The 23,848-nt window shown below is 75.6% G+C and carries 17 protein-coding genes, 1 pseudogene and 1 riboswitch; of the genes and pseudogenes, 10 read left to right on the plus strand and 8 right to left on the minus strand.

The features are described 5' to 3' along the window. Positions 1 to 4 precede the first annotated feature (4 nt). Positions 5 to 1,453, plus strand: a complete 1,449-nt coding sequence (locus ABD823_RS06210) for a cobyrinic acid a,c-diamide synthase CobB (RefSeq protein ID WP_344856850.1) — start codon at positions 5 to 7, stop codon at positions 1,451 to 1,453. Here the strand turns inward: ABD823_RS06210 and cobN are convergent. Then, the gene (gene cobN, locus ABD823_RS06215) at positions 1,408 to 5,277 is read right to left on the minus strand and encodes a cobaltochelatase subunit CobN (protein ID WP_344856806.1); all 3,870 of its coding nucleotides are present in this window, start codon (positions 5,275 to 5,277) and stop codon (positions 1,408 to 1,410) included. The genes ABD823_RS06210 and cobN overlap by 46 nt on opposite strands. Positions 5,278 to 5,309: 32 nt before the next feature. After that, a riboswitch (cobalamin riboswitch) is annotated at positions 5,310 to 5,499 on the minus strand. Between the two features lie 76 nt (positions 5,500 to 5,575). Here cobN and ABD823_RS06220 point away from each other — a divergent pair. The 3 genes from ABD823_RS06220 (at position 5,576) to cobJ (ending at position 8,972) form a co-directional block, all read left to right on the plus strand. Next, a complete protein-coding gene (locus ABD823_RS06220) occupies positions 5,576 to 6,655 on the plus strand; it encodes a precorrin-3B synthase (RefSeq protein WP_344856808.1) in 1,080 nt (359 codons plus the stop codon). Positions 6,656 to 6,807: 152 nt separating this feature from the next. Beyond that, positions 6,808 to 7,437 carry a precorrin-8X methylmutase gene (locus tag ABD823_RS06225; protein WP_344856852.1) on the plus strand — a complete coding sequence of 210 codons (630 nt, stop codon included), beginning with the start codon at positions 6,808 to 6,810 and terminating at the stop codon, positions 7,435 to 7,437. A 5-nt stretch (positions 7,438 to 7,442) separates the two neighbouring features. Continuing rightward, complete coding sequence (cobJ, locus tag ABD823_RS06230) at positions 7,443 to 8,972, plus strand: precorrin-3B C(17)-methyltransferase (protein ID WP_344856810.1); 1,530 nt, start codon at positions 7,443 to 7,445, stop codon at positions 8,970 to 8,972. Here the strand turns inward: cobJ and ABD823_RS06235 are convergent. After that, on the minus strand, positions 8,960 to 9,889 hold the full coding sequence (locus ABD823_RS06235) for an AraC family transcriptional regulator (RefSeq protein ID WP_344856812.1): 930 nt from the start codon (positions 9,887 to 9,889) through the stop codon (positions 8,960 to 8,962). The genes cobJ and ABD823_RS06235 overlap by 13 nt on opposite strands. Before the next feature lie 77 nt (positions 9,890 to 9,966). Here ABD823_RS06235 and ABD823_RS06240 point away from each other — a divergent pair, with 77 nt between their 5' ends. Next, on the plus strand, positions 9,967 to 10,863 hold the full coding sequence (locus ABD823_RS06240) for a quinone oxidoreductase family protein (RefSeq protein WP_344856814.1): 897 nt from the start codon (positions 9,967 to 9,969) through the stop codon (positions 10,861 to 10,863). A 134-nt stretch (positions 10,864 to 10,997) separates the two neighbouring features. Here ABD823_RS06240 and ABD823_RS06245 read toward each other — a convergent pair whose 3' ends face one another. Then, the gene (locus ABD823_RS06245; RefSeq protein WP_344856816.1) at positions 10,998 to 11,801 is read right to left on the minus strand and encodes an aminotransferase class IV family protein; all 804 of its coding nucleotides are present in this window, start codon (positions 11,799 to 11,801) and stop codon (positions 10,998 to 11,000) included. 125 nt (positions 11,802 to 11,926) lie between these two features. Here ABD823_RS06245 and ABD823_RS06250 point away from each other — a divergent pair, with 125 nt between their 5' ends. Beyond that, positions 11,927 to 12,271, plus strand: a complete 345-nt coding sequence (locus tag ABD823_RS06250) for a MerR family transcriptional regulator (protein WP_344856818.1) — start codon at positions 11,927 to 11,929, stop codon at positions 12,269 to 12,271. Between the two features lie 31 nt (positions 12,272 to 12,302). On the opposite strand, the gene ABD823_RS06255 is transcribed toward ABD823_RS06250, so the two are convergent. From ABD823_RS06255 to cbiE, 3 genes are read right to left on the minus strand one after another with little or no spacing between them, the layout of a single operon-like run. Then, positions 12,303 to 13,067 (minus strand): cobalt-precorrin-6A reductase, encoded by a 765-nt coding sequence (locus ABD823_RS06255; RefSeq protein ID WP_344856820.1) that lies wholly within the window; start codon positions 13,065 to 13,067, stop codon positions 12,303 to 12,305. Continuing rightward, positions 13,052 to 13,807, minus strand: coding sequence for a precorrin-4 C(11)-methyltransferase (gene cobM, locus ABD823_RS06260; protein ID WP_344856822.1), 756 nt, complete (start codon positions 13,805 to 13,807; stop codon positions 13,052 to 13,054). Before cobM ends, ABD823_RS06255 begins: the two co-directional genes overlap by 16 nt. After that, on the minus strand, positions 13,804 to 15,228 hold the full coding sequence (gene cbiE / locus ABD823_RS06265) for a precorrin-6y C5,15-methyltransferase (decarboxylating) subunit CbiE (RefSeq protein WP_344856824.1): 1,425 nt from the start codon (positions 15,226 to 15,228) through the stop codon (positions 13,804 to 13,806). The genes cobM and cbiE overlap by 4 nt, the downstream gene beginning before the upstream one ends. Before the next feature lie 63 nt (positions 15,229 to 15,291). Between cbiE and cobF the strand changes: the two genes are divergently transcribed. The 3 genes from cobF to ABD823_RS06280 all read left to right on the plus strand — a co-directional run bounded on the left by cobF (position 15,292) and on the right by ABD823_RS06280 (position 19,484). Beyond that, on the plus strand, positions 15,292 to 16,020 hold the full coding sequence (cobF, locus tag ABD823_RS06270; RefSeq protein WP_344856826.1) for a precorrin-6A synthase (deacetylating): 729 nt from the start codon (positions 15,292 to 15,294) through the stop codon (positions 16,018 to 16,020). 243 nt (positions 16,021 to 16,263) lie between these two features. Further along, on the plus strand, positions 16,264 to 18,819 hold the full coding sequence (locus tag ABD823_RS06275; RefSeq protein WP_344856854.1) for a DUF4118 domain-containing protein: 2,556 nt from the start codon (positions 16,264 to 16,266) through the stop codon (positions 18,817 to 18,819). Beyond that, the gene (locus ABD823_RS06280) at positions 18,816 to 19,484 is read left to right on the plus strand and encodes a response regulator (RefSeq protein WP_344856828.1); all 669 of its coding nucleotides are present in this window, start codon (positions 18,816 to 18,818) and stop codon (positions 19,482 to 19,484) included. The genes ABD823_RS06275 and ABD823_RS06280 overlap by 4 nt, the downstream gene beginning before the upstream one ends. A gap of 378 nt (positions 19,485 to 19,862) precedes the next feature. Here ABD823_RS06280 and ABD823_RS06285 read toward each other — a convergent pair. Beyond that, a pseudogene (locus tag ABD823_RS06285) lies at positions 19,863 to 20,291 on the minus strand (RNA-guided endonuclease TnpB family protein); the annotation flags it as partial. A 178-nt stretch (positions 20,292 to 20,469) separates the two neighbouring features. Here ABD823_RS06285 and ABD823_RS06290 point away from each other — a divergent pair. Next, positions 20,470 to 22,407, plus strand: coding sequence for an APC family permease (locus tag ABD823_RS06290; protein WP_344856830.1), 1,938 nt, complete (start codon positions 20,470 to 20,472; stop codon positions 22,405 to 22,407). Between the two features lie 119 nt (positions 22,408 to 22,526). Here ABD823_RS06290 and ABD823_RS06295 read toward each other — a convergent pair whose 3' ends face one another. Then, on the minus strand, positions 22,527 to 23,756 hold the full coding sequence (locus ABD823_RS06295) for a cytochrome P450 family protein (protein ID WP_344856832.1): 1,230 nt from the start codon (positions 23,754 to 23,756) through the stop codon (positions 22,527 to 22,529). Positions 23,757 to 23,848 lie beyond the last annotated feature (92 nt).

A 23,848-nucleotide genomic window follows, 5' to 3' on the forward strand; every position in this document is an offset into this window, starting at 1 on the left:
AGTGGTGATCCCGAGGCTGGTCATCGCCGCCCCCTCCTCCGGCAGCGGCAAGACGACGGTGGCCACCGGCCTGATGGCGGCGCTGCGGGCGCGCGGGCTGCGGGTCTCCCCGCACAAGGTGGGGCCGGACTACATCGACCCCGGCTACCACGCCCTGGCCTGCGGGCGCCCGGGGCGCAACCTCGACCCCTGGCTGGTGGGGGAGGAGCGGATCGCGCCGCTCTTCCTGCACGGGGCGCGGGGGTGCGACATCGCGGTGGTCGAGGGCGTGATGGGCCTGTTCGACGGCCGGGGGGAGAGCGACTTCGCCTCCACCGCGCACCTGGCCAGGCTGCTGGACGCGCCCGTGGTCCTGGTCGTCGACGCCGCCCGGCAGAGCCGGTCGGTGGCGGCGGTCGTGCACGGCTTCGCCACCTTCGACCCGCGCGTCCGGGTGGGCGGCGTGATCCTCAACCGGGTCGGCTCCGACCGGCACGAGGAGCTGTGCCGCGCCGCGCTCGCCGGCCACCCGGTGCTGGGCGTGATCCGCCGCGACGACGCGGTGGCCACCCCCTCGCGCCACCTGGGGCTGATCCCGGCGGCGGAGCGGGAGGCCGAGGCGGTGGCCGCGGTGGCGCGGCTGGGGGAGCTGGTGGCCCGCTCCTGCGACCTCGACGCGCTCGTGCGGCTGGCCGCGACGGCCCCCGCGCTGCCGGGCGCCGCCTGGGACCCGGAGGAGGAGGTCGTCCGGTCCGGCGGCCCGTCCGGGACCGGACGGGCGGGCGCGGCCGGACGGACCGGTCCGGCCGGGGCGGGACGCGGCCGGGGGGCGGCGGACCGGTCCGCGGGGCCGTACGCGGGGGAGCACCGCGGGGAGCGCGGCCGGAAGGTCGTCGCGGTGGCGGGCGGGGCGGCCTTCACCTTCGGGTATGCCGAGCACGTGGAGCTGCTGCGCGCCGCCGGGGCCGAGGTGGCGGTCTTCGACCCGCTCCACGACGAGCGGCTGCCCGACGGGGCCGGCGCGATCGTCGTCGGCGGCGGCTTTCCCGAGGTGTACGCGGCGCAGCTGGCGGCCAACGAGCCGCTGCGCGAGCGGGTCGCCGCCTTCGACGGCCCGATCGCGGCCGAGTGCGCCGGGCTGCTCTACCTGTGCGAGGAGCTGGACGGGCGGCGCATGTGCGGGCGGGTGCCCGGCGTCGCCCGGATGACCCCCCGGCTCACGCTCGGCTACCGCGAGGCCGTCGCGCTGCGGGACTCGCCGCTCACCCGGGCGGGCGAGCGGCTGCGCGGCCACGAGTTCCACCGGACCGCCGTCGAGGGGATCGGCGAGCCGCTGCTGCGCTGGGAGGGCGGCGCCGACGGGTACGGCGACGCCCTCGTGACGGCGTCCTACCTGCACCTGCACTGGGCGGGGGCGCCGCGGCTGGCTCAGCGGCTGGTGTCGTCCTCCAGGTCGCCCTCGGTCTTGAGGTAGACCTCCTGCAGGCCGCGCAGGACGTCGGGGTCGGGGCGCTCCCACATGCCCCGGTCGGCGGCCTCCAGCAGGCGCTCGGCGATGCCGTGCAGCGCCCACGGGTTCGACCGGGCCATGAACTCCTGGTTCTCGGGGTCGAGCACGTAGGCCTCGGCGAGCCTGTCGTACATCCAGTCGGCCATGACGCCGGTCGTCGCGTCGTAGCCGAACAGGTAGTCGACGGTCGCGGCCAGCTCGAAGGCGCCCTTGTAGCCGTGCCTGCGCATCGCGGCCAGCCAGCGCGGGTTGACCACCCGGGCGCGGAAGACCCGGGAGGTCTCCTCCACCAGCGTGCGCGTGCGGACCGCGTCCGGCCGGGTGCTGTCGCCGACGTAGGCGGCCGGGGCCCGGCCGGTGAGCGCCCGCACGGTGGCGACCATGCCGCCGTGGTACTGGAAGTAGTCGTCGGAGTCGGCGATGTCGTGCTCACGGGTGTCGACGTTCTTGGCGGCCACGGCGATGCGCCGGTAGGCGTTCTCCATGTCCTGCCGGGCGGGCACGCCCTCCAGGCCGCGGCCGTAGGCGTAGCCGCCCCACACCGCGTAGACCTCGGCCAGGTCGGCGTCGTCGCGCCAGTTGCGGCTGTCGATCAGCGGGAGCAGGCCGGCCCCGTAGGCGCCCGGCGCGGAGCCGAAGACGCGCATGGTGGCCCGGCGCGCGTCGCCGTGCCCGGCCAGGTCGGCGGTCACGTGCGCGCGCACGTGGTTGTCCTCCTCCGGCTCGTCGAGCCCGGCGACCAGCCGGACCGCGTCGTCGAGCATCGCGACCACGTGCGGGAAGGCGTCGCGGAAGAAGCCGCTGATGCGGACGGTCACGTCGATGCGGGGGCGGCCGAGCTCGGCGAGCGGGATCGGCTCCAGGCCCGTCACCCGCCGCGACGCCTCGTCCCACTCCGGCCGGACGCCGAGCAGGGCGAGCACCTCGGCCACGTCGTCGCCCGCGGTGCGCATGGCGCTGGTGCCCCAGACCGACAGGCCGACCGAGCGGGGCCAGTCGCCGTGGTCGGCGCGGTAGCGGGCCAGGAGCGAGTCGGCCATGGCCTGGCCGGTCTCCCAGGCGAGCCTGCTGGGCACCGCGCGCGGGTCCACGGAGTAGAAGTTGCGGCCGGTCGGGAGCACGTTGACCAGCCCGCGCAGCGGCGACCCGCTGGGCCCGGCCGGGACGTAGCCGCCGTCCAGGGCGTGCAGCACGTGGTCCAGCTCGTCGGTGGTACGGCGCAGCCGCGGCACGGCCTCGGTGGCGGCGAAGGCCAGGATGCGGGTGACGAGGTCGAGCCGCCCGGCGGGGGAGGGCGGTGTGCCGTTCCCGGACGGGCCGGGCGTGTCCCCGGGGGAGGGCGGTGTGCCGTTCCCGGACGGGCCGGGCGTGTCCCCGGGGGAGGGCGGTGTGCCGTTCTCGGACGGATCAGGCGTGTCACCGGACGGATCAGGCGTGTCTCCGGGGGAGGACGGCGCGCCGGTCAGGACCGCCGCCGCCACCTCGGGCGCCGCCGCGGGGTCCCAGTCGCGCTCCTCCATCGCCTCGACCAGCGCCCGGGCGACCTCCTCGGCCCGGTCCACGGCCGCCAGGCCCGCCGTGCCGTCCTCGGCCAGCCCGAGCGCCTCCCGCAGGCCGGGCAGCGACTGCCGGCCCGCCCACAGCTGCCGGGCGCGCAGCATCGCCAGCACCAGGTCCACCCGGGCCGCGCCCTCGGGCGCCTGCCCGAGCACGTGCAGCCCGTCGCGGATCTGCGCGTCCTTGACCTCGCAGAGCCAGCCGTCCACGTGCAGCAGGAAGTCGTCGAACTCGGCGTCGTGCGGCCGGTCCTCCAGCCCCAGGTCGTGGTCGAGCCGCGCGGCCTGGATGAGGGTCCAGATCTGCGCGCGGATCGCGGGCAGCTTGGCCGGGTCCATCGCGGCGATCGAGGCGTGCTCGTCGAGCAGCTGCTCCAGCCGGGCGATGTCGCCGTAGGTCTCCGCGCGGGCCATCGGCGGCACCAGGTGGTCCACGAGCACGGCGTGCGCGCGCCGCTTGGCCTGCGTGCCCTCGCCGGGGTCGTTCACCAGGAACGGGTAGACCAGCGGCAGGTCGCCGATGGCCGCGTCGGCGGCGCACGAGGCCGACAGGCCCGCGGACTTGCCGGGCAGCCACTCCAGGTTGCCGTGCTTGCCCACGTGCACCACCGCGTGCGCGCCGAACTCGGCCGACAGCCACCGGTAGGCGGCCAGGTAGTGGTGGCTGGGCGGCAGGTCGGGGTCGTGGTAGATCGCGATCGGGTTCTCGCCGAAGCCGCGCGGCGGCTGCACCATGACGACGAGGTTCCCGGCGCGCAGCGCGGCCAGCACGATGTCGCCCTCGTGCACGAACAGCTCGCCCGGCGGCGGGCCCCAGTGCCGCTCCATGTCCGCCCGCAGGTCCTCGGGCAGCGTCCGGTACCAGGAGAGGTAGGACTCGGCGGAGATGCGCACCGGGTTGCCCGCGAGCTGCTCCTCGGTCAGCCAGTCCGCGTCCTGCCCGCCGGCGGCGATCAGCGCGTGGATGAGCGCGTCGCCGTCCTGCTCGGCCACTCCGGGGAAGCCCTCGCCCAGGTCGTAGCCCGCCTCGGCGAGGCGCGCCAGCAGCCGCACCGTGCTGGCGGGCGTGTCCAGGCCGACCGCGTTGCCCACCCGCGAGTGCTTGGTCGGGTAGGCGGACAGCATGACGGCCAGCCGCCGCTCGGCGGGCGGGGTGCGCCTGAGCAGGCCGTGCCGTACGGCGATGCCGGCCACCCGGGCGGCGCGCTCGGGGTCGGCCTCGTAGACGGTCAGCCCGTCCCGGTCGACCTCCTTGAACGAGAACGGCACCGTGATGATCCGCCCGTCGAACTCGGGGATCGCCACCTGCGAGGCCGCGTCCAGCGGGGACAGGCCGTCGTCGTTCTCCTCCCAGGCCCGCCTGCTCGTGGTCAGGCAGAGCCCCTGGAGGATCGGCACGTCGAGCTCGGCGAGCGCGCCGACGTCCCAGGCCTCGTCGTCGCCGCCCGCCCCGGCGGTCGCCGGGCGCGAGCCGCCCGCCGCCAGCACGGTCACGACCAGCGCGTCGGCCCGGCGCAGGGTGGCCAGCAGTTCCGGCTCCGCGGTCCGCAGCGAGGAGCAGAAGACCGGCATGGCCCGGCCGCCCGCGTCCTCGATCGCCCGGCAGAGCACCTCGACGAAGGCGGTGTTGCCCGCCATGTGGTGCGCCCGGTAGTAGAGCACGCCGATCACCGGGCCCTGCCCGCCGCGGGCGTCGCCCTGGGAGCCGGCGTGGGTCCCGTCGCGGGAGCCGGCGTGGGTCCCGTCGCGGGAGGTGCGCTCCAGCAGGCCCCAGGAGGGCGCCGCCGCGGGCGGCGCGAAGCCGCGGCCGGTCAGCAGGACCGTGTCGGACAGGAACGCGTGCAGCTCGGCCAGGTTCGCCGGGCCGCCGTGGGCGAGGTAGGCGTGCGCCTCGGCGCAGACGCCGCCGCTGACCGTGGACAGCTCCATCAGTTCCGCGTCGGGCGCCTGCTCGCCGCCGAGGACCACGACCGGGCGGGGGCCCGCCAGGAGGGCGTCCAGCCCCTCCTCCCAGGCCCGGCGCCCGCCGAGCAGGCGCACCACGACCAGGTCGGTGCCCTCCAGCAGCTCGGGCAGGTCGTCGGGGAGCAGCCGGGCGGGGTTGCCGAGGCGGTAGCGGGCACCACTGGCCCGGGCGCTCAGCAGGTCGGTGTCGGAGGTCGACAGCAGCAGGACGGTGCGGTCGTCGCCGGGCGCGTCAAGGGCGCCGGGCACGCCGGGTACGTCGGACACGGAGAAGTTCCTCCCTCGGGGTCCTCGCCCCGGTCGCGGGTGTAGCGAGGGCCGGAGTCTCCTGGCTCCCGGATCGCCGCTCCCCCCGGCCTTCCCGCCCGTCTCCGGACAGTGGCCTGCGGTGGGGTTCGCTCCCCGGTCACAGTGGCGGGACCGCGCCGGACTCTCACCGGCTTCCTCCGTGCCTTCGCCTGCGGGCAAGCCTACGGCAGACAGAAGTGGCGTTACCATCCTCACCGTGTCCAAATCCGGCGTTCCCCGACGAACGCGTCTCGATGCCTGTCCGGGAGCGCTGCAGGTGCACCAGGCCGCCGACGGGCTGCTCGCGCGCGTCCGACTCCCGGGCGGGGTGGTCTCCGCGGCCCAGCTGCGCGAGCTCGCCGCCTGCGCGGAGGAGCTGGGCTCGGGCGTGATCGAGCTGACCTCGCGGGCCAACGTCCAGGTGCGCGGCCTGCCCGCGGCGGGCGCGGGCACCTTCGCGGAGCGGATCGCCGCCGCGGGGCTGCTGCCCTCCGTCACCCACGAGCGGGTGCGGAACATCGTCGCCTCGCCGTTCGGCGACCGGGACGCGGTGGCCGCGCTCGACGAGGCGCTGTGCGCGCGCCCGGCGCTGGCGGAGCTGCCCGGCCGGTTCCTCTTCGCCCTCGGCGACGTGGGACTGGAGCTGGAGGCGGACGTGACCTGCTCCGGCGGCCGCCTGCTGCTGGCCGGCCGGGACGCCGGACTGGACGTGCACCCGGACACGGCGGTCCCGCTCATGCTGGACGCCGCCGAGGCGTTCCTGCGCCTGCGCGACACGGAGTGGCGCATCGCCGAGATCGCCGACGGCCCGGGCCGGATCGCGGCCCTCCTCGGCGGCGAGCCCGGCGGCGGGGCGGAGGGCTCCGGGGCGGCCGGGGCCGTCCGGCTGGCGGACGGCCCGCCGGAGCGCCGCGTCGGCGTGCTCCACCTGCCCGGCGGCCGTACGGCGGTGCAGGCCCTGATCCCGCTCGGGCGGCTCACCCCCGGCCAGGCGCGGGCCCTGGCCGCCGCGGCGGAGAGCGCCGCCGAGGTGCGGCTGACGCCGTGGCGCACGGCCGTGCTGCCGGATGTCGCCCCCGCCCGGGCGGCGGACCTGGCGGCCGGGCTCGCGGCCCGCGGCCTGGTGACCGACCCCGGCTCGCCCTGGACCGGCGTGAGCGCCTGCACCGGCAGCCCCGGTTGCGCGAAGTCGCTCGCCGACGTGCGGGCGGACGCGACCCGCTGGGTGCTCGCCCGCGACGCGGCGCCGGACACGCCGGTCCACTGGGCGGGATGCGCGCGGCGGTGCGGACTCCCGCGAGGCCGGGTGGTCTCCATGACGGCCACCGGCGACGGATACGAGGAGAGGCAGCCGTGACGGAGCGGAGCGGGGACATCGGCGGGCACGGAGGGTACGGAGGGCCCGGCGCGCCGGGCGGTGCGGCGGGGACGGGCCCGGCGACCGGGCGGAGCGCGGACCCCGGCGCGCCGGGGGGCCCGGGCGGGTACGGCGCGCCGGGCGGCGCGGCCATCGGCGCCGGGACCGACTACATCCGCGACGGCGCCGAGATCTACCGGCGCTCGTTCGCCACGATCCGCGCCGAGACCGACCTGAGCGGCATGCCGCCCGAGGTCGCGCAGGTCGCCGTCCGGATGATCCACGCGTGCGGCATGACGGACCTCGTGACCGACCTGGCCTGGTCGCCGGGGGCGGTCCGCGAGGCCAGGGCCGCGCTGCGGGCGGGGGCGCCGGTGCTGTGCGACGCCATGATGGTCGCCTCCGGCGTGACCAGGCGCAGGCTCCCCGCGGACAACGAGATCCTGTGCACCCTGGGCGACCCCCGGGTGCCGGCCCTGGCCGAGCGGCTCGGCACCACCCGCAGCGCCGCCGCCCTGGAGCTCTGGCGGGACCGGCTCGACGGATCCGTGGTCGCGATCGGCAACGCGCCGACCGCGCTGTTCCGCCTGCTGGAGCTGGTCGCCGAGGGCGCGGGCCGCCCGGCGGCGGTGCTCGGCATCCCGGTCGGCTTCATCGGCGCGGCGGAGTCCAAGCTGGCCCTGGCGGAGAGCGACCTGGAGCACCTGGTGGTGCACGGCCGCCGGGGCGGCAGTGCGATGACGGCGGCGGCGATCAACGCCATCGCCAGCGAAGAGGAGTGATCACCATGACGGGACGCCTGTACGGCGTCGGCCTCGGTCCCGGCGACCCCGAGCTGGTCACGGTCAAGACCGCCCGGCTGATCGGCGAGGCCGATGTGATCGCCTACCACGCCGCCCGGCACGGCCGCAGCATCGCCCGCTCCATCGCGTCGCCGTACATGCGCCAGGGCCAGATCGAGGAACTGCTGCTGTACCCGCTGACCACCGAGACGACCGACCACCCGGGCGGCTACCAGGGGGCGCTGGACGACTTCTACGCCGAGTGCGCGGACCGGCTCGCCGCCCACCTCGACGCGGGCCGGACCGTGGTGGTGCTGAGTGAGGGCGACCCGCTCTTCTACGGCTCCTACATGCACATGCACAAGCGGCTCGCCCACCGCTACCCGACCGAGGTGGTGCCGGGGGTGACCTCGGTCAGCGCGGCGGCCGCGGTGCTGGGGCGGCCGCTGGTGGAGCGGGACGAGACGCTGACGGTGCTGCCCGGCACGCTGCCGGGCGAGGTGCTGGCCGAGCGGCTGCGCGCCGCCGACTCGGCGGCGGTGCTCAAGCTGGGGCGGACCTTCACCAAGGTGCGCGAGGCCCTCGCCGAGGCCGGGCGGCTCGACGACGCCTGGTACGTCGAGCGGGCCACCATGGGCGCCGAGCGGATCGCGCCGCTCAAGGACGTCGACCCGGACGGCGTGCCGTACTTCTCCCTCGCCCTGCTGCCCAGCCCGGCCGAGCGCGCGTTCGCGGCAGAGCGGGAGGCCGGGGGGGAGGCCGTGCAGGAGGTCCGGCGGGAGGCCGAGCGGGGGCTGCCCGGGGCGGCCGGGGAGGTCGTGGTCGTGGGGCTGGGCCCGGCCGGGCGCCCCTGGCTCACGCCCGAGGCGCAGGAGGCCCTGGCGGCCGCCACCGACCTGGTCGGCTACGGTCCCTACGTCGACCGGGTCGAGCCGAACCCGCGCCAGCGCCGCCACCGCACCGACAACCGGGTCGAGGCGGAGCGGGCCCGGCACGCGCTGGAGCTGGCCCGCGAGGGCAGGCGCGTGGCGGTGGTCTCCTCCGGCGACCCCGGCGTGTTCGCGATGGCCAGCGCGGTCCTGGAGGTCGCCGCCGACTTCCCCGACGTGCCGGTGCGGGTCGTGCCCGGGCTGACCGCCGCGCAGGCGGTCGCGAGCCGGGTCGGCGCGCCGCTCGGCCACGACTACTGCGTGATCTCCCTGTCGGACATCCTCAAGCCGTGGGAGGTCGTCGCCGAGCGCGTCACCGCCGCGGCCCGGGCGGACCTCGTGCTGGCGATCTACAACCCGGCCTCGCGGAGCCGTACCTGGCAGCTGGCCGCCGCCCGCGACCTGCTGCTGGAGCACCGCGACCCGGGCACCCCGGTGGTGGTCGGCCGGAACGTCGGCGGCGCGGAGGAGAGCGTCACCGTCACGACCCTCGGCGAGCTCGACCCGGCGCGGGTGGACATGCGCTGCCTGCTCATCGTCGGCTCCTCCACCACCCGGGTGACGGAGCGGGGGACGGTCTACACGCCGCGCCGCTACCCGGGCTGAGCGGCCGTCCCGGGCCGGTCGCCGCCGAGGGCGCGTTCCCGGCGCCGGTACCGGCCCGGCGCCGTCCCGAACTCCCGCCGGAAGGCGTTGGCGAAGGCGAACTCCGAGCCGTAGCCGACCTGGCGGGCGATCGACGCCAGCGGCGCGTCGGTCTCCCGGAGCAGCCGCGCGCCGTGGTTGAGCCGCTGGTTGGTCAGATACGTCATCGGCGGGAGGCCGACGAGCGAGGTGAAGCGGCGGGCGAACGCGGTGCGGGACATGCCGACCTCGGCACCGAGCTCCTCCACCGTCCACCTGCGCCGGGGGTCGTGGTGGATCCGGTGCAGGGCGGTCGCGATGGCGGGGTCGTCCGGCGCCGCGGGCGGGCCCGCGTCGTCGTGCCAGGCGCGCAGCAGATGGACCAGGAGCAGGTCGATCAGGGCGGGTACGGCGGCGCCCGCCCCCGACCCGGACTCCGGCCGTCCGGCCAGCAGGTCGACCAGCGTGCGCATGGCGGGGTGACGGCCGGCGCGCAGGTGGATCACGTCGGGGAGGCCGAGCAGGAAGGGGTGGGCCCGGCCTCTGTCCAGCCGGTAGGCGCCGCACACCACGTCCGCGTACGGCGCGCCGGGGTCCTGCGGCGGGAGCGCGTCCGGCGCCGCGGGCAGCTCGGCGAAGGGCCGGTCCGGGGTTCCGCTCAGCCCGTGCGCCGCGCCGTGCGGGACGAACACCACGTCGCCCGCGCCGAGCCGCACCGGCGGCGCGGACGGCGCGGACGGCGTGACGAGCCAGCCGCCGCCGTCCAGCACGACGTGGAAACCCGTCCCGGAGAACGCGTCGAGCCGCCTGCCCCACCGGCCGGTGCCGCGGGTCCGGCAGAACGACTTCCGTCCGGTCCGCATGCTGTCGATCACGTCGCTGAAGAGGTCCACCGCCATCCGCTCTGCACGATCTCGTATGGATCAGGTCGTCCCGAGCATCGTCCCATACGTCCGATGATCCCTACGGTGGGGGCATGAAGGCGATCACTGTGCATTCGTTCGACGACGGGGGCGCCCTGCGTCTCGTCGATCTCCCCGATCCCGTCCCCGGGCCGGGACAGACGCTGATCGAGGTGGAGGCGGCGGGGGTCGGGCACGTCGACGTGATGTCCCGCCGCGGGCAGGACCCGGGCTTCCCGGTTCCCGGGTTCGTCCCGGGGCTGGAGGTGGCGGGCGTCGCCGAGGCGACCGGCGAGCGGGTCTACGCCATGCTCGGCGGGGGCGGCTACGCCGAGTGGGCGGTGGCCGACGAGGTCGTGGCGCTGCCGCCGGAGCTCTCCCCGGCGCAGGCCGTGGCGCTCGGCGTCAACGCGCTGACGGCGTGGCTGCTGCTCGAACGGGCCGGCGTGACCGCCGGGGAGAGCGTCCTGGTCCGCGGTGCCAGCGGCGGCGTGGGGCTGATGGCCGCCCAGATGGCGGCGCACCTCGGGGCCGAGGTGACCGCGGCCACCCGCTCGGCGGCGCATGCCGGGCGGCTGGGCGGGCTCGGGCTCTCCACCCGGGACGGCGAGGACGCCGCCTACGACGTCGTCGTCGACCCCGTGGCCGGTGCCGACCTCGGCCGTCATCTCGGACGGCTGCGGCCCGGCGGCCGCTACGTCGTGTGCGGCGCGGCCGGCGGGTTCCCCGCCCCGGACTTCGCCGCCGGTCTGCTGGGGCGCTTCCAGCACTCCCCGTCACTGCTCATGTTCAGCCTCAGCTCGGTCGGTGCCGAGCGGCGGCGGTCGGGGCTGAAGACCGTCTTCGACCTCGCGGCCCGCGGTGCGCTGCGGGGCGTCACCGACGAGGTCCTCCCCCTGGCCCAGGCGTCGCTCGCGCACGAGCGTCTCGAATCGGGCGCGGCCTTCGGCAAGGTGGTCCTGCGCCCCTGAGCCCGTCTCCGGCCGTCATGGTTCCCGCGGGCCCGGGTCCGCCGGGAGCGCCGGGTCCGGTTCCCCTGGGGAGCGCCGGGTCCGGGCCGCGGCCGGAGCGGTCGAGGCGGTCCGGGAAGCGGCCGGAGCGGTCCTCACGGCGAGGTGAGCGGTTCGGCCTGGTAGGCCCGGTGCAGCACCTGCACGAAGGAGGGCGCTTCAGGCAGGGGTACGGAGCCGATCCGGCGCACCGCCACTCCCGGTGTCCACGAGTTCATGACCACGGCCCCCGCCATCGCCGGCAGGCCGGCGACGGTGATCTCCTGGACTCGCTGGGGCACGCCGAGTCGGTCCAACTGCCGGCGGACGATGCCCATCGTGGTGCCGCCCAGCATCTCGGCCTCGGGCCACACCACGGTGCCGCCGTCCCAGAAGGCCAGATTCCAGATCGACCCCTCGCTGAGCCGGCCCCGGCGGTCGACGAAGGCGGCGTCGTCGAAGCCCTGCCCGACGGCCTGGCGGAGGAAGTACGTCTTGGCCACTTCTCCGACGTGCTTCACGGAGGGGAGGACCCGCTCGTACTCGACCGCCGCCAGCGCGAGCGGCCCTGCCGGGCCGGACGCCGCCGGTCCGGTGCGTACCAGCAGTTCGGGCTGCGCGTCCGTCTCGGCCGCGGTGAACTCACCCGCTGGGGAGTAGACGGTGGCCGTGAGCGACAGGTCGGCCGGCCCGGCCCGGAGCGCCGCCCGCAGGCATTCCCGCACCCGGTCGTCGGGCAGCGCCCGCCCGAACAACTCCAGGGAGGCGGACCGCAACCGCTCCAGATGGAGGTCGAGGCCGCGTACCCGGCCTCCGCGCACCTGCATGGCCGTGAAGTGCGCGTAGCCCGCGAAGGCGAGTGGCGCCAGCTCCTCCGCGGTCGCCGTGCGGCCGTTACGTTGGGCAACGAAAGTGGACATGCATCACTCCAGCGGGACGGGGTCTTCGGTGATCAGACGGACAGTCGGACCTGGAATGTCCGCCCATGGGGTGACGTTAAGGCTTCACATCGATGGGAAGGTCAACTCCGGACGAGGCGGTTCCCATGCTGATCGGTGAGTTGTCCCGGCGCACCGGGGTGAGTCCGCGGCTGCTGCGCTACTACGAGGAGCAGGGACTGCTCGACGCCGAGCGCGGGCCGAACGGCTACCGCCGCTACGACGAGGACTCCGTGGTCGCGGTGCGGCAGATCCGCGCCCTGCTGAAGGCCGGTCTGTCCACCGAGGTGATCCGGGCCGTGCTGCCGTGCGCGCGGGGCGAGCGCCCGGACATCGACTGGTGCGCGGACCTGTGGGCCGTCCTGAACGGGGAGCTGGCGGCCATGGACGAGCGGATCGACAGCCTCCAGCGCAGCCGCGGCGCTCTAGCCGACTACCTGGCGCGGCCCTGAGCCGCCGGCGCCGGCCGCCGCGCCGAGTCCGTCAGTCCTGGGCCGCCGGGAGGTCCAGGACCCAGGCCGCGGCCTCCGCCGCGGTCTCCACACGCCGCACCCCCGCGGGGGGCGGCGGCCGGTCCACCATGATCACCTTTAGGCCCAGCTCGCGGGCGGCGACGAGCTTCGCCGTGGTCATCCGCCCGCCGCTGTCCTTGGTGACCAGCACGTCGAGCCGGTGCTCGCGGATGAGCGCGCGCTCGCCCTCGACGGTGTACGGCCCGCGGTCCAGCACCACGTGGACGTTGTCCGGGACCGGCGGCTCGGGTGGATCGACCGACCTGGCCAGCAGCCACACCCCGGGCAGGCCGGCGAAGACCGGCAGGCTCCTGCGCCCGGTGGTGAGGAAGACCCGGGTGACCGCGCCGGCTCCGGCGGGTGCGACGAGCAGGTCGGCGGCGGCCTGCAGCGAGGGGACCCGCAGCCAGTCGTCGCCGGGCCCCTCCCGCCAGCCCGGGCGGCGCAGCACGAGCAGCGGCACCCCGGTACGGCGGGCGGCCTCGGCGGCCGAGGCGGTCATCCGGGCGGCGAACGGGTGGGTGGCGTCGACCAGCGCGTCGACGCCCTCGGCGGCCAGCCAGGCGGCCAGGCCGTCGGGGCCGCCGAAGCCGCCCTCGCGCACCTCGCCGACGGGGAGCCGCGGATCGGTGACCCGCCCGGCCAGCGACGAGACCACCCGGACGCCCGCGGCGGTCAGCTCGGCGGCCAGCGCGCGGGCCTCGGCGGTGCCGCCCAGGATCAGGACGCGCCGCACGGCCGCTCCCGGTCGGCGCTGTAGAGATGGCTGTCGGGGAACTGCGTGGCCGTCAGCACCCGGCCCACGATGATGACCGCGGTGCGCCTGATCCCCGCCTCGTGCACCCGCGCGGCGATGTCGGCCAGGGTGCCGCGCAGGACCACCTCGTCCTTCCGGCCCGCGTAGGCGACCACGGCCACCGGGCAGTCGGGGCCGTAGGACGGCAGCAGCTCCGCCACCACCGCGTCGATCCGCTGGACCGCAAGGTGCAGCACCATCGTGGCGCGGCTCGCGCCCAGCGTCGCCAGGTCCTCCCCGGGGGGCATCGGCGTGGCCCGGGCCGAGGTCCGGGTCAGCACGACCGTCTGCCCGACGCCGGGGACGGTCAGCTCGCGCCCCAGCGAGGCCGCGGCCGCCGCGAACGCCGGCACGCCGGGCACGACCTCGTACGGCACGCCGAGCGCGTCCAGCCTGCGCATCTGCTCGGCCACGGCGCTGAAGATCGAGGGGTCGCCGGAGTGCAGCCGCGCCACGTCCAGGCCCCGGGCGTGCGCGGCGGCGATCTCGTCGATGATCCGGTCGAGGGTGAGGTCCGCGGTGTCGACCAGGTGCGCGCCCTCCGGGCAGGCGTCGAGCAGCTCGCGGGGGACGAGGGAGCCCGCGTACAGGCACACGGGCGACGACTCCAGCAGGCGGAGCCCCCGCACGGTGATCAGGTCGGCGGCGCCCGGACCGGCGCCGATGAAGTACACCGTCACGGCGCCGCCGCCTCGGCGGATCCGGTCATGTTCCCGTCCTTCCCGATGAGGTGTCCGCCGTCTTCGCCGGTGGCGTGCGCCACGCTACGGCCTTCCCTGCCGGCCTCCGCCCCGGAGGTGTCCCGCTCGGCCCCGGTCCCGGCCGCGTCCCGCTTGGTGACCGACCAGACGGTCACCGGCATGGCCGCGCGCCAGCCGGTGAAGCCGCCCACCGGCGAGGCCCGCTGCACGGCCAGGCGGACCAGGTCGCCGCCGAGCCTGCCGTACCACTGCGTCACCAGCGCCTCCGACTCCAGCGTGACGGCGTTGACGACCAGCCGGCCGCCCGGGCGCAGCGCCGCCCAGCAGGTCTCGATCAGGCCGGGTGCGGTCGCGCCGCCGCCGACGAACACGGCGTCCGGCGCGGGCAGCCCCTCCAGGGCCGCGGGCGCCTTCCCCTCGACGACGCGGAGCGCGGGCACGCCCAGCGCGTCGGCGTTGCGCCGGATCCGCCCGGCCCGCTCGGCCCTGCTCTCGACCGCCACGGCCGCGCACGACGGGTGGGTGCGCATCCACTCGATCGCGATGCTGCCCGCGCCCGCGCCCACGTCCCACAGCAGCTCGCCGGGGAGCGGCGCGAGCCGGGACAGGCTGACCGCGCGGACCTCGCGCTTGGTCAGCTGGCCGTCGTGCTCGAACGCGCCGTCGGGCAGCCCGGACGCCCGGGACAGCGGCTCGGTCCCGGGCGCGGCCACGCAGTCGACGGCGATCACGTGGAGGCCGGAGGGCGCGGGCCCGGTACCCGGGCGTACCGACTCGGCGGGCGAACCCAGGTCGGACAGGACCGTGACCCGGCTGGGGCCGTAGCCGCGCTCGTCCAGCAGCCGGCCGACGGCCTCGGGCGAGCCGCCGAGCACGAGCACCCGGCGGCCGGGCGCGAGGGCCGCGTGCAGCGCGGCGGGCGGGCGGCCGACCAGGCTCACCACCTCGACGTTCTCGACCGGCCAGCCGAGGCGCGCGCAGGCGAGGGAGACGGAGGAGACGTGCGGCAGCACCCGGACCCGCTCGGCGCCCAGCAGCCGCACCAGCGTCGAGCCGATGCCGTGGAACATGGGGTCGCCGCTGGCCAGCACACAGGCCTCACGCCCGTCGAGCGACTCGACCAGCGCGGGGAGGCTGGGCAGCAGCGGCGAGGGGAGCGGGACGCGCTCGGCGGCCGTCCCCCGGGCGGGCGGGTGCGCCGGGCCGCCGCTCCGCGGTGCGGGGCCCTCCGGCACGGGGCCGGGCGGCGCGGGGCTCTCCGGCACGAGGTCGAGCTGCCTGGGGCTGCCGACCAGGACCTCGGCGGCGGCGAGTGCCTGCCGGGAGGCCGGGGGCAGTCCGTCCCATCCGTCGGCCCCGATGCCGACGACGGTGATCACGCGGCGCCGGGCCAGGTTCACGTGCCTCCTCCGATGAAAGATCGGGCAATATCGTACAAGTCACCGCATGGCACACTCTTACCTGTGAAGCGGCTACTGATCATCGGCATCGGCGCGGGCGACCCCGACCATCTCACCTTCCAGGGCGCCAAGGCGATCGCCGCCGCGGACGTGTTCTTCATCCTCGACAAGGGCGAGGTCAAGCAGGACCTGGTCCGGCTCCGCCACGAGCTCATCGAGGCCCACGGCCGCCCGCCGTACCGGATCGTGGAGGCGCGCGACCCCGAGCGGGACCGCACCGCCCCCGCCTACGCCGCCGCCGTCGAGGACTGGCGGGCGCGCCGCGCCGAGCTCTACGGGCGCATGATCGACGAGGAGCTGGCCGAGGGGCAGACCGGGGCCTTCCTCGTCTGGGGCGACCCCGGCGTCTACGACAGCACGCTGGCCATCCTGGAGCGCCTGCCCTTCCCCTACGAGGTCGTCCCCGGGATCAGCAGCGTCTCGGTGCTGACCGCGCGCCACCGCACCAGCCTCACCCAGGTCGGCCGGCCGGTGCACATCACCACCGGGCGCCGCCTCTCCGAGGAGGGAGCGAGCGCGGACGACATGGTGGTCATGCTGGACTCCCGCTGCGCCTTCGAGGGCATGGACGGCTTCCACATCTACTGGGGCGCCTACCTCGGCACCCCGGACGAGATCCTGGTCGAGGGGCCGGTGTCCGAGGTCGCCGGGCGCATCCGCGAGCTGCGGGAGCAGGCGCGCGAGCGCAAGGGCTGGATCATGGACACCTACCTGCTGCGCCGTCTGCCGTAGGCGGCGCCGTCTGCCGTAGGCCGCGCGGTCTGCCGTAGGCCGCGCCGGCGCCGGTGCGACCTGCGGCAGGCGGGTGCGTACGGCCGGTGCCGGACGGGCGCGTATGGATCGCGTCAACAATCCGCCCGGGGGCGTAGGGAACCCGTCAAGATGCGGGGAAGAGGCCGGTCGGCACGGTTTCATGGGGTTTGGTCCTCCTCTCGGATGACCTCGTGAGTTCCCGGAATCTGAGCGGTGATCGGCATGGCACGCGGGCGGCTGCGGGTCTACCTGGGCGCGGCCCCGGGGGTGGGCAAGACCTTCGCCATGCTGGACGAGGGGCACCGGGCGGCGGCGCGCGGCCGGGACGTGGTCGTGGGCCTGGCCGAGACCCACGGCCGGGCCCGCGTCGCCGAGCTGCTGGAAGGGCTCGAGGTCGTCCCGCGCAGGACGGTGCTCCACCGGGGGACCGTCCTCACCGAGATGGACACCGAGGCGGTCGTCGCCCGCCGGCCGGAGCTCGCCCTGATCGACGAGCTGGCCCACACCAACGCCCCGGGGTCGAGGAACGCCAAGCGCTGGCAGGACGTCGAGGAGGTCCTGGACGCCGGCATCGACGTCGTGTCCACGGTCACCGTCCACCACCTGGAGTCGGTCGGCGACGTGGTGCGGCGGATCACCGGGGTGCCGCCGCGCGAGACCGTGCCCGACGAGGTCGTGCGCCGGGCCGACCAGGTCGAGCTGGTCGACATGACCCCCCAGGCGCTGCGCCGCCGGCTGGCCCACGGCAACGTCTACCCGCCGGAGAAGATCGACGCCGCGCTGGCCGACTACTTCCGCGAGGGCAACCTGAGCGCGCTGCGGGAGCTGGCGCTGCTCTGGGTGGCCGGGAGGGTCGACGAGCAGCTCGGCCGCTACCGCGCCGAGCACGGCATCGCCGCCACCTGGGAGACGCGGGAGCGGGTCGTGGTCGCGCTGACCGGAGGCCCGGAGGGCGACACGCTGATCCGGCGGGCGGCCCGCATCGCCGGCCGTACCGAGGGCGCCGGCCTGCTGGCCGTACACGTCACCCGCGCGGGCGGCCTGACCGGCGACGGCCCCGCCCACCTGGCCCGCCAGCGCACGCTCGTCGAGAACCTGGGCGGCTCCTACCACCAGGTGGTGGGCGAGGACGTGCCGCGCGCGCTGCTGGACTTCGCCCGCGGCGTCAACGCCACCCAGCTGGTGCTGGGCGCCTCCCGCCGGAGCCGCCCGGCCCGGATGCTCTCCCCGGGCGTCGGCGCGGAGACCGCGGCGCTGTCGGGCTCCATCGACGTGCACATGGTCCCGCACGAGGAGGCGGGCGCGGGCCGGCGGCGCCCGCCGCACCCGCCCGCGGCGCTCACCCGGACCCGGCGGGCGGCCGGCTGGTGCCTGGCCGTCCTGGGCGTGCCCGCCCTGGCCGCGGCCATGGTCCCGCTGGACGGGCTGAGCCTGTCCAGCCGGATCCTGCTGTTCCTGCTGATGGTCGTCGGCGTGGCGCTGGTCGGCGGCCGGTGGCCCGCGATCACCGCGTCCGTGGCCGGGTTCGCGCTGCTCAACTGGTACTTCACCCCGCCGCTGCGCACGCTGGTCGTGGCCCGGCCGGAGAACCTGCTCGCGCTGGTCAGCTTCGTGCTGGTCGCGGTGACGGTCAGCACCGTCGTCGACCTGGCCGCCCGCCGCAGCCGGGAGGCCGCGCGGGCCGGCGCCGAGGCCGAGGTGCTGTCCACGCTGGCGGGACACGTGCTGCGCGGCCAGGCCGCGCTGGCGTCGCTGCTGGCCCGGCTCCGCGAGACCTTCGCGCTGGCCTCGGTGACGCTGCTGGAGCGCGTCGGCGACCCCGGTCCCGACGACCGCGCCGACCCCGGGGCCTGGCGCATCCTGGCCGTCTCCGGCGGCCCGCCCTGCACCCACCCGGACGCGGCCGACACCGACGTGGTCATCGACGGGTCCCTGGTGCTGGCGGTGCGCGGGCGGCTGCTGGCGGCGTCCGACCGCCGGGTGCTGGAGGCGTTCGCGGCCGAGACCGCCGTCGCGCTGCGCCAGGAGCGCCTGCAGCGGGAGGCCGAGCGGGCCAGGCCGCTGGCCGAGGCCGACAGGATGCGCACCGCCCTGCTGGCCGCGGTCAGCCACGACCTGCGCACCCCGCTCGCCTCGGCGAAGGCGGCCGTCGACAGCCTGCGCAGCACCGAGGTCGACTGGTCGGCGCAGGACCGCGCCGAACTGCTGGCCACCGCCGCCGAGTCGCTGACCGCCCTGGACCGGCTGGTGGCCAACCTGCTCGACATGAGCCGCCTGCAGGCCGGCGTGCTCGGCCTGGTGCTGCGCCCGGTGGCGCCGGAGGAGATCGTGCAGAGCTCCGTCGCCGCCCTGGGCCCGCTCCGCGACCGCGTCACGGCCGACGTCCCGCCGGACCTGCCCGAGATCGCCGCCGACCCGGCCCTGCTGGAGCGCGTCCTGGTCAACGTGACGGCGAACGCGGCGCGCTACAGCCCGCCGGAGCACAAGGTCCTGGTCACCGCCAGCCGGCACGGCGGGCGCGTGGAGATCCGGGTGATCGACCGCGGTCCCGGTATCCCCCGCGAGCTGCGCGAGGAGGTCTTCCTGCCCTTCCAGCGGCTGGGCGACCGCGACACCCACACCGGCGTGGGCCTCGGCCTGGCGCTCGCCCGCGGGCTGGCCGAGGCCATGGGCGGGTCCCTGGTCCCCGACGAGACGCCCGGCGGCGGGCTGACCATGATCGTTTCCGTGCCGGTCTTCTCCCCCGAGGGGGACACGTCCACCGAGGAGGACAGGTGACCCGCGTCCTGATCGTCGACGACGAGCCGCAGCTGCTGCGGGCGCTCCGGATCAACCTGGTCGCCCGCCACTACGAGGTCGCGCTGGCCGCCGACGGCGGCTCGGCCCTGCGCCAGGCCGCGCAGTTCCACCCCGACCTGGTCGTGCTGGACCTCGGCCTGCCCGACATCGACGGCGTGGAGGTGGTCCACGGCCTGCGCGGCTGGACCGCCGTGCCGATCGTGGTGCTCTCGGGCCGGGCGGGCAGCCAGGACAAGATCGACGCCCTGGACGCCGGGGCCGACGACTACGTCACCAAGCCGTTCGACATCGAGGAGCTCCTGGCCCGCATCCGGGCCGTCACCCGCCGCGCCTCCCCGCCGGAGGCGCAGCCGGCCCGCATCCGCGTCGGCGGCCACACGGTGGACCTGGCCGCCAAGACGGTCTCCGGTGACGTGCGGCTGACGCCCACCGAGTGGCGCCTGCTGGAGCTGCTGCTGCGCAACCCGGGCAAGCTGATCGGCCAGCGGCAGATGCTCACCGAGGTGTGGGGCGCCTCCTACGCCAAGGAGACCCACTACCTGCGCCAGTACATGGCCCAGCTCCGCAGGAAGCTGGAGCCCGACCCGGCCCGCCCGGTCCACCTGATCACCGAGCCCGGCATGGGTTACCGCTTCACGCCCTGACGCGGCCCCGCCCGCGACCCGAGGACCCGGTCTCCGCCGGGTCCCGGCACCGCCGTGCCCGCGTCCGGGGCCCGGGGCGTCCGCGGCCGGGCTCCGGGGCGGCACCGCGGCGCGCACGGCCACGACGCACCGACGACCAGAACACGCACCGACGACGCACAGAGACCACAGGGGGTGGAACGGGCTGACTTCCTCCCCCGCCTGAAGGCGGGGGATTCCAGCCCTCGCGGGCTGGGCTTCCTGCTTCACAGCCGACCGCACCCGGGAGGACCCGGAATGTCTTACATCAGCTCCACAGGCAGACACCGCTTGACCAGCGGCCAGGATGTTCTTCGCCGCGTTGATGTCCCGGTCGTGCCGGGTGCTCAGGGACAGTTCGGCGAGCAGGTGCCCGCACTCGCTGCATGTCTTGGACGTGGGGTGCCGGCGGTCGATGACGACCAGGCGGCGGCCGTACCGCTCGCACTTGTACTCCAGCAGGCGGCGGAACTCACCCCACCCGCAATCGGAGATGGCGCGGGCCAGGGACCGGTTGCGGACCATCCCCGCGACGTTGAGGTCTTCGATCGCGATCACGTCGTGGTCGCGGACCAGCCGCGTGCTGGTCTTGTGCGGGAAATCGGCGCGGGCGCCGCGGATCTTCGTGTGGGCGCGGGCGACCTTGGCCTTGGCCTTGGCACGGTTGTCCGACCCGCGCTGCCTGCGGGCCATGCGGCGCTGGTAGCGGGCCAGGTTCCGGGCCTTGCGCTCCAGGTGGCGCGGGTTGGGGATGCGCTCGCCGTCGCTGGTGACGGCGAAGTCCTTCACGCCCAGGTCTACGCCGTACGCATGTTTCCTTCTTACCGAAACACAGCATGATCCGTAAGCGAATGGGAGGACGTATGCGCGCTTCGCGCTTTGGGCTGTCCCAGCTTCGCCGGGCCGCCCCTGGCGAGGTCCGGATTCCTTCCTGGCCTGAAGGCCGGGGCATCCTCCGGAGGTCTAGGTGAACACGTCGACCCCGCCGCGGACCGGTTCCACGCACGGGGAGTCCGCACTGCGCAGATGGCTGCTGCACGGCCTGTCGCGCACCGACGCCAGGACCACCGGCCCGCACCACGAGGAGGCGCCCGGCCACCGGCACGCCTGGTGGCAGGTGATGTGCCTGACCGGGGTGGACTACTTCTCCACGCTGGGCTACCAGCCGGGCATCGCCGCGCTGGCCGCCGGGGCGCTCAGCCCGGTCGCCACGCTGCTGCTGGTCGCCCTCACCCTGCTGGGGGCGCTGCCCACCTACCGGGCGGTGGCCGAGGAGAGCCCCAACGGGCTGGGCTCGCTGTCGATGCTGGAGAAGCTGCTGCCCGGCTGGCGCGGCAAGCTGCTGGTGCTGTTCCTGCTCGGCTTCGTGGCCACGGCCTTCATCGTGACGATCACCTTGTCGGCGGCGGACGCCACCGCGCACGTGCTGCACAACCCGTTCGTGCCGGAGGCGCTCGCGGGCGAGCGGGTCCCGGTCACGCTGGTGCTGATCGCCGCCCTGGGCGGGGTGTTCCTGCTCGGCTTCAGTGAGGCGATCTCGATCGCCGTGGTGCTGGTCGCCGTCTATCTCACGCTGAACGTCGTCGTCGTGGGCGTCGCGGTCGAGCACGTGCTCGCCGAGCCCCGCCTGGTCGCCGACTGGTACGGCGTGCTGACGGCCGAGCACTCCAGCCCGCTGGGGATGGTCGCCGTCGCGCTGTACGTCATGCCGAAGCTCGCGCTCGGCCTGTCCGGCTTCGAGACCGGCGTGGCCGTCATGCCGCTGGTCAGGGGCGACCTGACCCGGCGGATCAGGGGCGCCAGGAAGCTGCTGACCACCGCCGCGCTCATCATGAGCGTCTTCCTGATCGCCTCCAGCGTCGCCACCACCGTGCTCATCCCCGCGGCCGAGTTCGCCGAGGGCGGCCGCGCCAACGGCCGCGCCCTGGCGTACCTGGCCCACGCCTACCTGGGCGACTGGTTCGGCACCGCCTACGACCTGTCCACGATCGCGATCCTGTGGTTCGCCGGCGCCTCGGCGCTCGCGGGCCTGCTCAACATCGTCCCGCGCTACCTGCCCCGGTACGGCATGGCCCCGGACTGGTCGCGCGCCACCCGGCCGATGGTGCTGGTCTTCACCGCCGTCTCCTTCGCCATCACGCTCTTCTTCGACGCCGACGTCGAGGCCCAGGGCGGCGCCTACGCCACCGGCGTGCTCGCGCTGATCCTGTCCGCGGCGGTCGCGGTCACCCTGTCGGCGGCCCGGCGGCGGCGGGCCGCGGCGACGGCCGGGTTCGGGACCGTCACGGCGCTGTTCGCCTACGCCACCGTGGCCAACGTGATCGAACGCCCCGACGGCCTGGTGATCGCCGCGTTCTTCGTCGCGTTCATCGTGGTCACCTCCCTGGTCTCGCGGGCGACCCGCTCCACCGAGCTGCGCGTCACCCGCATCACCCTGGACGACCTGGCCCGGCGCTACATCAACGAGGCGGGGGAGATCCACCTGGTCGCCAACGAGCCCCACGCGCGCGACTGCGCCGAGTACGTCGGCAAGACCCGGGAGGCGTGGGAGCTGCACCGGCTGCGCAGCGGCGAGGGCGTGCTGTTCCTGGAGGTCACCGTCCCCGACGCCTCGGAGTTCGAGAGCGAGCTGCGGGTGGTCGGCGAGGAGCGGCACGGCTTCCGCATCCTGCGCATGGAGAGCACCACGGTCGCCAACGCCATCGCCGCCCTGCTGCTCTATCTGCGGGACGAGACGGGCAAGACCCCGCACGTCTACTTCCACTGGGCCGCGGAGGGCAACCCGATCGGCGCGCTCCTGCGCTACCTGGTCTTCGGTGGCGGCGACATCCCGCCGCTCACCCGCGAGGTGCTCCGGCAGGCCGAGCCGGACCCCGCCCGCCGCCCGCTGGTCCACGTCGGCTGATGGTCCGCGTCGGCTGAGTGCGGCGGGCCCGCCGGGACCGGAGCCGTGCCCGGGAGGAGGCGGGAGGCCGTGGCCCCGGGTGCACGCGGCGGGTCCGGGGCGCCGGCCTCCCGGCGGGGTCACCCGGCGGCCGGGCCCAGCAGGACGGGCAGCTCCCGGTAGTCGTTGCCCATGAAGGACGGCTGCGGCGGCAGGTCCTCCACGCGGGAGGCCAGGCGCAGCTCCGGGAAGCGGGCGAACAGGGCGGGCAGGGCGACCCGCCCCTCCAGCCGGGCCAGCGGGGCGCCCAGGCAGAAGTGGATCCCGTGCCCGAACGCCAGGTGCTGGCGGTCGGCGCGGTCGATGTCGAAGCGGTCCGGCTCGGGGTTGGCCTCCGGGTCGCGGCCGTGCGCGCCGAAGGCGATCAGCACCAGGTCGCCCTTGCGGATGGTGACGCCCTCGCCGAGGTCGATGTCGGCGGTGGCGTACCGGAGCGGCAGGTGCATGATCGGCGGGTGCTTGCGGAGCGTCTCCTCGATGACGTCGTCCCAGCGGGCGGGGTCGGCGAGTGCGGCGGCCAGCTGGCCGGGGTGGGCGAGCAGCTCGACGACCGCGTGGTCGATCATCGAGACCGCCGTCTCCGACCCCGCCCCGATCATCAGGATCAGGGTGCTGACCAGCTCCTCCTCGCTGAGCCGGTCGCCGTCCTCCTCCCGCGTGCTGAGCAGGACGCTGGTCATGTCGTCGCCGGGCTCGGCGCGCTTGGCGGCGATGAGGGCGTGCATGGCGGCGAACATGTCGTCGCGGATCTGCGCGGCCCTCTCGGGGGAGGAGCTGGTGTCCAGCACGGAGTCCATGACGCTCAGCATCTTCGGGCGCTGCTCGGCCGGGACGCCGAACAGGTCGCAGATCACCCGGGTGGGCACCGGGAAGGAGAAGGCGGAGCGCAGGTCGACCGGCCGGCCCGGCGCCTCGGCCTCCCGCGCCGCCAGGCCGTCGAGCAGGTCGGTGACGATCGCCTCGACCGCGGGGCGCATGGCCTCGATCCGGCGGGGCGTGAACGCCCGGGCGACCAGGTCCTTCAGCCTCTTGTGGTCGGGGTCGTCCGAGGTGAACATGCTGACGACGTCGACCCAGGCGGTCAGCCAGGGGTAGGCGCCGGGCCGGTAGTCGGGCCAGCTCCTGCGCGCGTCCTTGGAGATGTCCGGGTGGACCAGGAGCCGCTTGGCGACGTCGCCCCGGCTGACGGACCAGGCGACGAGGCCGTCGAGCATCTCGACGGGTACGGCGGGCCCGGCGGCGCGCAGCTTGTCGGCCTGCTCGTACATGAGCCGGCCGGTGGTGTCGAGAGGGATCGGCGTGATGGTCATGCGGTACCTCCAGGGGGCGGGGCGGTGACGGCGTCGGCCGGTTGGGGGCGGAAGGCGACGTGCAGCGCGGCGGGGCACTGGTGGAAGGGGCC

The sequence above is a fragment of the Planomonospora alba genome, from assembly GCF_039534085.1.
In the GTDB taxonomy this organism is placed as follows: domain Bacteria; phylum Actinomycetota; class Actinomycetes; order Streptosporangiales; family Streptosporangiaceae; genus Planomonospora_B; species Planomonospora_B alba.